The organism is Stutzerimonas azotifigens DSM 17556 (genome assembly GCF_000425625.1).
GTDB classification, from domain to species: domain Bacteria; phylum Pseudomonadota; class Gammaproteobacteria; order Pseudomonadales; family Pseudomonadaceae; genus Stutzerimonas; species Stutzerimonas azotifigens.
On sequence record NZ_KE384407.1, the window covers coordinates 39,207 to 44,797 of the forward strand.

General features: G+C 69.0%; 5 protein-coding genes. 2 read left to right on the forward strand and 3 right to left on the reverse strand.

Annotated features, from left to right (window positions below; translation table 11 throughout):
* Window positions 1–189 precede the first annotated feature (189 nt).
* Complete coding sequence (gene rlmKL / locus H610_RS0108725) at window positions 190–2,376, reverse strand: bifunctional 23S rRNA (guanine(2069)-N(7))-methyltransferase RlmK/23S rRNA (guanine(2445)-N(2))-methyltransferase RlmL (protein WP_028239296.1); 2,187 nt, start codon at window positions 2,374–2,376, stop codon at window positions 190–192.
* A gap of 320 nt (window positions 2,377–2,696) precedes the next feature.
* On the opposite strand from rlmKL, the gene rmf reads away from it, so the two are divergent.
* The gene (gene rmf, locus H610_RS24870; RefSeq protein ID WP_084166417.1) at window positions 2,697–2,912 is read left to right on the forward strand and encodes a ribosome modulation factor; all 216 of its coding nucleotides are present in this window, start codon (window positions 2,697–2,699) and stop codon (window positions 2,910–2,912) included.
* An 88-nt stretch (window positions 2,913–3,000) separates the two neighbouring features.
* Here rmf and H610_RS0108730 read toward each other — a convergent pair whose 3' ends face one another.
* Complete coding sequence (locus H610_RS0108730) at window positions 3,001–4,035, reverse strand: quinone-dependent dihydroorotate dehydrogenase (RefSeq protein ID WP_028239297.1); 1,035 nt, start codon at window positions 4,033–4,035, stop codon at window positions 3,001–3,003.
* A gap of 77 nt (window positions 4,036–4,112) precedes the next feature.
* On the reverse strand, window positions 4,113–4,334 hold the full coding sequence (locus H610_RS0108735; protein ID WP_028239298.1) for a DUF2835 domain-containing protein: 222 nt from the start codon (window positions 4,332–4,334) through the stop codon (window positions 4,113–4,115).
* Between the two features lie 158 nt (window positions 4,335–4,492).
* Here H610_RS0108735 and H610_RS0108740 point away from each other — a divergent pair, with 158 nt between their 5' ends.
* On the forward strand, window positions 4,493–5,413 hold the full coding sequence (locus H610_RS0108740) for a DUF6685 family protein (RefSeq protein WP_028239299.1): 921 nt from the start codon (window positions 4,493–4,495) through the stop codon (window positions 5,411–5,413).
* Window positions 5,414–5,591 lie beyond the last annotated feature (178 nt).

The following is a 5,591-nucleotide window of genomic DNA, read 5'->3' on the forward strand; positions in this document are numbered from 1 at the left end:
CCCGCCGGGAGAGGGGCCAGGGATGAGGGAAGCGCGCTCGGCGCCCATGCCGTTCACCCAGCCGATAACGGGCAGAGCCCCTGCTACTTCGGGCAGGCCTGCGGCCTGCATCGCCGCGAGGGCGCGCCTCCCACAGGATCCTGCGCCTCGCGCGCCCACACCCAAGCGCCCATCAACCGGGCCAGGCCCTCAGCGCGTGCGTATCCGCCAGGCGCGGTGGATCTTCGGGTTGCGGCGGAAGTCCTCGTCGAGGGTTTCCGCGGTGATGTCCTCCACTGCGTAGCGCGCCTCCAGACCCGGATCGAGCTGGAAGCGGCGGAAGTTGTTGGAGAAGTACAGGGTGCCGCCCGGAGCCAGCCGCATCATGGCCATATCGAGCAACTCGACGTGGTCGCGCTGCACGTCGAACACCCCCTCCATCCGCTTGGAATTGGAGAAGGTCGGCGGGTCTATGAAGATCAGGTCGTACTGGCCGCGGTCGTCGGCGAGCCACTGCATCACGTCGCCCTGCTCCAGCCGGTGCTTCTCGGAAAAGCCGTTGAGCGCCAGGTTGCGCCGCGCCCAGTCCAGGTAGGTCTTCGACAGGTCGACGCTCAGCGTGCTGCGCGCGCCGCCGACGGCCGCATGCACGGTGGCGGTGGCGGTGTAGCAGAACAGGTTGAGGAAGCGCTTGCCCGCCGCCTCGCGCTGGATGCGCAGGCGCAGCGGCCGATGGTCGAGAAACAGCCCGGTGTCCAGGTAGTCGGTGAGGTTGACCAGCAGCCGGGCGTCGCCCTCGCGCACCTCGAGGAACTCGCCGCGGGCGGCCTGCCGCTCGTACTGGCGCGTGCCGCTCTGGCGCTCACGGCGCTTGACCACCACCTTCTCCGCCGCGACCTCCAGTGCCTGCGGGATGGCCGCCAGCGCATCGAGCAGCCGGGCCTGCGCCTTCTGTGGATCGATCGAACGCGGCGGCGCGTACTCCTGCACGTGCACCCAGTCGCGATACAGGTCCACCGCCAGCGCGTACTCGGGCATGTCGGCATCATAAAGGCGGTAGCACTCGACGCCCTGGCGCCGTGCCCACTTGCCCAGCTGCTTCAGGTTCTTCTGCAGGCGGTTGGCGAACATCTGCCCGCCCTCGGACAGCCGCGCCGGCTCGGCTGGCTGGGCAGCGCGCGGTTCGTCGAAGGTTCCTTCCACGGCAGGCCGGGCCCCGGTGACGAACTGTTCCGGCGCGACCCGGAACAGCAGCAGTTTGCTCGGCAGGGCGCCGTTCCAGAACGCGTACTGCTTGTGGCTGCGCAGTCCCATGCGCTTGCCCAGCTCCGGCGCGCCGGTGAACACCGCCGCCTCCCAGCCGGTGCAGGCCTGCCGCAGGCGCTCGCCGAGATGCTGGTAGAGGTACAGCAGGCTGGCTTCGTCGCCAAGGCGCTCGCCGTAGGGCGGGTTGCAGATCACCAGGCCGCCCTGGCCGCGATCCGGATGTGGCTCGAAGGTCGCCAGCTCGCCCTGGTAGATACGCACCCAGTCGCCGACTCCGGCGCGCTCGACGTTGTTGCGCGCCGGCTGGATCAGGCGCGGATCGGCTTCGTAGCCGCGGATCCACAGCGGTGGCCTGGCCAGCCCGGCTTCGGCACGGGTGCGCGCCTCGGCCTGCAGGCGCGTCCAGAACGCCGGCACGTGACCGAGCCAGCCATCGAAGCCCCAGCGCTCGCGGCGCAGGTTGGGCGCGACGTCCCCCGCCATCAGCGCCGCCTCGACGAGGAAGGTGCCGACCCCGCACATGGGGTCGGCCAGGGCGCCGCCTTCGGCGGCGATGCGCGGCCAGCCAGCGCGGATCAACAGCGCCGCGGCGAGATTTTCCTTGAGCGGCGCGGCGCCCTGCTGCAGGCGATAGCCGCGCTGGTGCAGGCTCTGCCCGGACAGGTCGAGCGACAGCACCGCCACGCCGCGCTCCAGGCGCAGGTGCACGCGCAGGTCGGGATTCTGCTTGTCGACGCCCGGGCGCTGACCGCTGCCGGCGCGCAGGCGGTCGACGATCGAGTCCTTGACCTTCAGCGCGCCGAAGTGCGTGTTGTCGATGCCTGCGCCGCGGCCACTGAACTCCACCGCCAGCGTGCCGCTGGGCGCCAGGTGCTCTTCCCATTCGACGCCGCGCACCGCGTCGTACAGGGCGTCGGGGCTGTCGACCGGGAACCGCCCGAGCGCCAGCAGCACGCGGTTGGCCAAGCGCGACCAGAGGCACAGCCGGTAGGCCGTCTCCAGGCTGCCCTGGCCAACGATCGCCGCGGTCTGCTCGCGCGCGGCGCCCAGACCCAGGCTGGTCGCCTCTTCGAGCAATAGCCCTTCGAGCCCCTTCGGGCAGGTGAGAATGAGTTCGTACGAATCGTTCATCGTTATTCCATTGGCGCGGCCTCGGGGCTCGCGGCGGACTGTGGCGGTATCGATGAACCGCCAGTGGCATCGGATTGGCCCGTTCGCGCTGTAGCGCGCGGGTCACGGGGCTTATGGGCTGAATGACCGGAAGGTTACCCGCTTATGACAAAAAGATCGTTCCCGCGTCGGGACCAGTGGGTTAGAACTGGCCATGAGTCGACACCGCAACGGCGTCGGCAGGAGCGCGCCACGCCGGCAGCGCGCTCCGCTGGCAGTCTAGCTGCCTGGTCTCCCGGAGACCCACGGAACCACCAGTCAACCACTGAGGGCAACACCCAATGAGAAGACTCAAGCGTGATCCGATGGAACGAGCATTTCAGCGTGGTTATCAGCACGGCGTTCATGGCAAATCCCGCGACATGTGCCCCTTTTCCCACCCGAACACTCGTCAGGCCTGGATGAACGGCTGGAGGGAGGGCCGTGGCGACAACTGGGACGGCCTGACCGGCACCGCCGGTCTGCACAGACTGAATCAACTCCACGCCGTAGGCTGATCTCGGATCACACCGACTTCCATTGCACGCCCCACCCGGGCGACGGGCCAGAGGCCCAGGGCTCCTGACGGAGCCCTTTCCGGGTGAATCACCCCTCGCTCGTCCTCACCGAACAGGCCGCAATGGCATCCACCGCCTGGCGGATCAGCGCCGGCCCCTTGTAGATGAAGCCCGTATACAGCTGAACCAGACTTGCGCCCGCTTCGATCTTCTCCGCCGCGTGCCGGCCTTCGGTAATGCCGCCGACCGCGATGATCGGCAGCCGGCCGCCCAGCGCCTGGGCGAGCACGCCCACGGTGTGGGTGCTCTTGTCGCGGACCGGCGTGCCGGACAGGCCGCCCGCCTCGTCCGCATGCGCCAACCCCGACACCCCGTCCCGACCCAGCGTGGTATTGGTCGCGATCACCGCGTCCATCCCGGCCTGGAAGATGGCCTCGGCGACCTCGGCGATTTCCTCGTCGCTCATGTCCGGGGCGATCTTGATGGCGATGGGCACCTGCTTCCCGTGGCGCACCGCCAGGTCCTCGCGGCGGGTGCGCAGGGCTTCGAGCAGGCGCTTGAGCGAATCGCCGAACTGCAGGCTGCGCAGGCCCGGGGTGTTCGGCGAACTGACGTTGACCGTCACGTAGCTGGCGTGGGCATAGACGCGGTCCAGGCACAGCAGGTAGTCGTCCTCGGCCCGCTCGACCGGCGTGTCGAAATTCTTGCCGATGTTGATGCCCAGCACGCCCTGGAAATTCGCCGCCACCACGCGCGCCAGCAGCGCCTCGACGCCGGCGTTGTTGAAGCCCATGCGGTTGATGATCGCCTCGGCCTCCGGCAGCCGGAAGATGCGCGGCTTGGGATTGCCCGGCTGCGGCCGTGGCGTCACCGTGCCTATCTCGACGAAGCCGAAGCCCAGCTGGGACAGGCCATGGATGGCCACGCCGTTCTTGTCGAGCCCGGCAGCCAGCCCCACCGGGTTGGGAAACTCGAGGCCCATGACCTTGACCGGAAGCACCGGCTGCCTGGCGAACAGGCCATTCAGGCCAAGCCGGCCACCGGCGCCGATGAGGTCGAGCGACAGGTCATGAGCGGTTTCGGGCGTCAACTTGAACAGCAGTTCACGAGCCAGGTTATACATGCGCAGCCTAGACGGGAGTCGGAAAAGGACGCGCAGTATAAACGGCGCGGCCGGCGCCGGGCGAGCTACCGGGGACCCTAGGCCAGGCGGGTCAGCCCGAGCAGGTGCCCGTCCTCGCTGAAATCCAGGCGAAAGGAACCCCGGATACCTTCGCGTGTCACATACGGGCGCAGATGGTGTACTGGCAGACTGACGCTCCGCCCCTCCCGACTCGTGACCAGGATACGGTTGGCCCGCCCCTGGTACACCGCGGTGAGGCGGTGGGCAGGCAGGACGATGTCCAGCACCAGGCTAGGCATGGAGGCTTCCTTATGAACGATTCGGCAATGGTGCCACAGCGACGGGCGATGACGTGCCCCGTCGAGGCGGATGCATCCCGGCGGACAGGCGGCGAAACGGATGCACAACCCGCGCGCGTCTGCCAAACTGGCTGGCAAGTCGACGGAGTTCGACCCCGATGCTGAGCCTACCCGAGCAGATGCCATCCCTGACCTCCAGAATCGCCAACCTGGCCAACCGGCTCGGCCTGACCGGTCGGACGCCGCGCGCGCGCCAGATTCTCGAGCGGGCGAGTCGCGTGTGCCTGCCCTTCCAGCCGCTGCCCGAGCCCCAGCCGACCATCTTCTGGCATGACGGCCCGCCGCTGCAGCATCTGCTGGAACTGCCGCGCGGCGCGCTGTCCGGCCCGGTGAAGGACGACAAGGACCGCGCGCATGCCGCACTGCAACGGCTGGTGCGCTGCGACAGCGAAAGCTGCGCAGCCTTTGACCTGCGCCAGGTCGACGGCGTCAGCGCCTACCGCGGCGAGCGCCCCGCCTATTATTCGCTGGAAACCTTCGCCGCCACCCCGGCCTGCCGCCAGCTGCGCATCATCAGCTACAAGGACTGCATGCGCGTCCTGCACAAGGCGCTGCCGGGGCTCGCCAGCGGCACGCCGGTGGAACTGCGCCAGGCCACCTGGCTCGGCGACCGCCTGTACTGGGCCGGTGACCAGCATGTCGAAGCCTTCTCCAGCGCCATCGCCTACGCCCGCCTGCGCGGGCTCGAACTGCGCCAGCCGGCGCGCCTCACCGACTACCGGCTGGAGGCTTCCGGCCTGCGCGCGCTGGACGAGGCCTACCACGTGCTGGCGATGCCGGCACCGGCCTGGAACGACCGCGAATTCATGCGCCTGCTGCTCGACGACAAGGTGCCCTACGCGCGCCTGACGCTGATGCGCAGTGCCGGCCACTCCGAGCTGCTGCTGCTGGAAAAGAGCCACCCCAACGCCAACGCGCTCGGCGAAGGCCTCAAGCTCGCCGGCGCCCCGGACATGATCGGCTACCTGCGCGACCTGCCGCAGATCACCCGCTTCCGGCTCGGCAATCCGGTGGAGTGAGCGGGCGGCGCCGACTCGGCCTCGCTCGTATCCGGGACGTTGGGCTTCGTCGCAACCGGCTGCCCAACCTGCCGGTGCATGTGCCCTCATCCGGCCCTGCGGGCCACCTTCTCCCGCCGGGAGAAGGGAAAAGCCGCGGCCACGCCGTAAACCCGTAGGAGCAGGCTCTGCCTGCGAC

What these genes read in the sequence shown, in the direction of transcription:
- rlmKL (WP_028239296.1), bottom strand. Translation starts at nt 2,376, where the DNA reads ATGAACGATTCGTACGAACTCATTCTCACCTGCCCGAAGGGGCTCGAA.
- rmf (WP_084166417.1), top strand. Translation starts at nt 2,697, where the DNA reads ATGAGAAGACTCAAGCGTGATCCGATGGAACGAGCATTTCAGCGTGGT.
- H610_RS0108730 (WP_028239297.1), bottom strand. Translation starts at nt 4,035, where the DNA reads ATGTATAACCTGGCTCGTGAACTGCTGTTCAAGTTGACGCCCGAAACC.
- H610_RS0108735 (WP_028239298.1), bottom strand. Translation starts at nt 4,334, where the DNA reads ATGCCTAGCCTGGTGCTGGACATCGTCCTGCCTGCCCACCGCCTCACC.
- H610_RS0108740 (WP_028239299.1), top strand. Translation starts at nt 4,493, where the DNA reads ATGCTGAGCCTACCCGAGCAGATGCCATCCCTGACCTCCAGAATCGCC.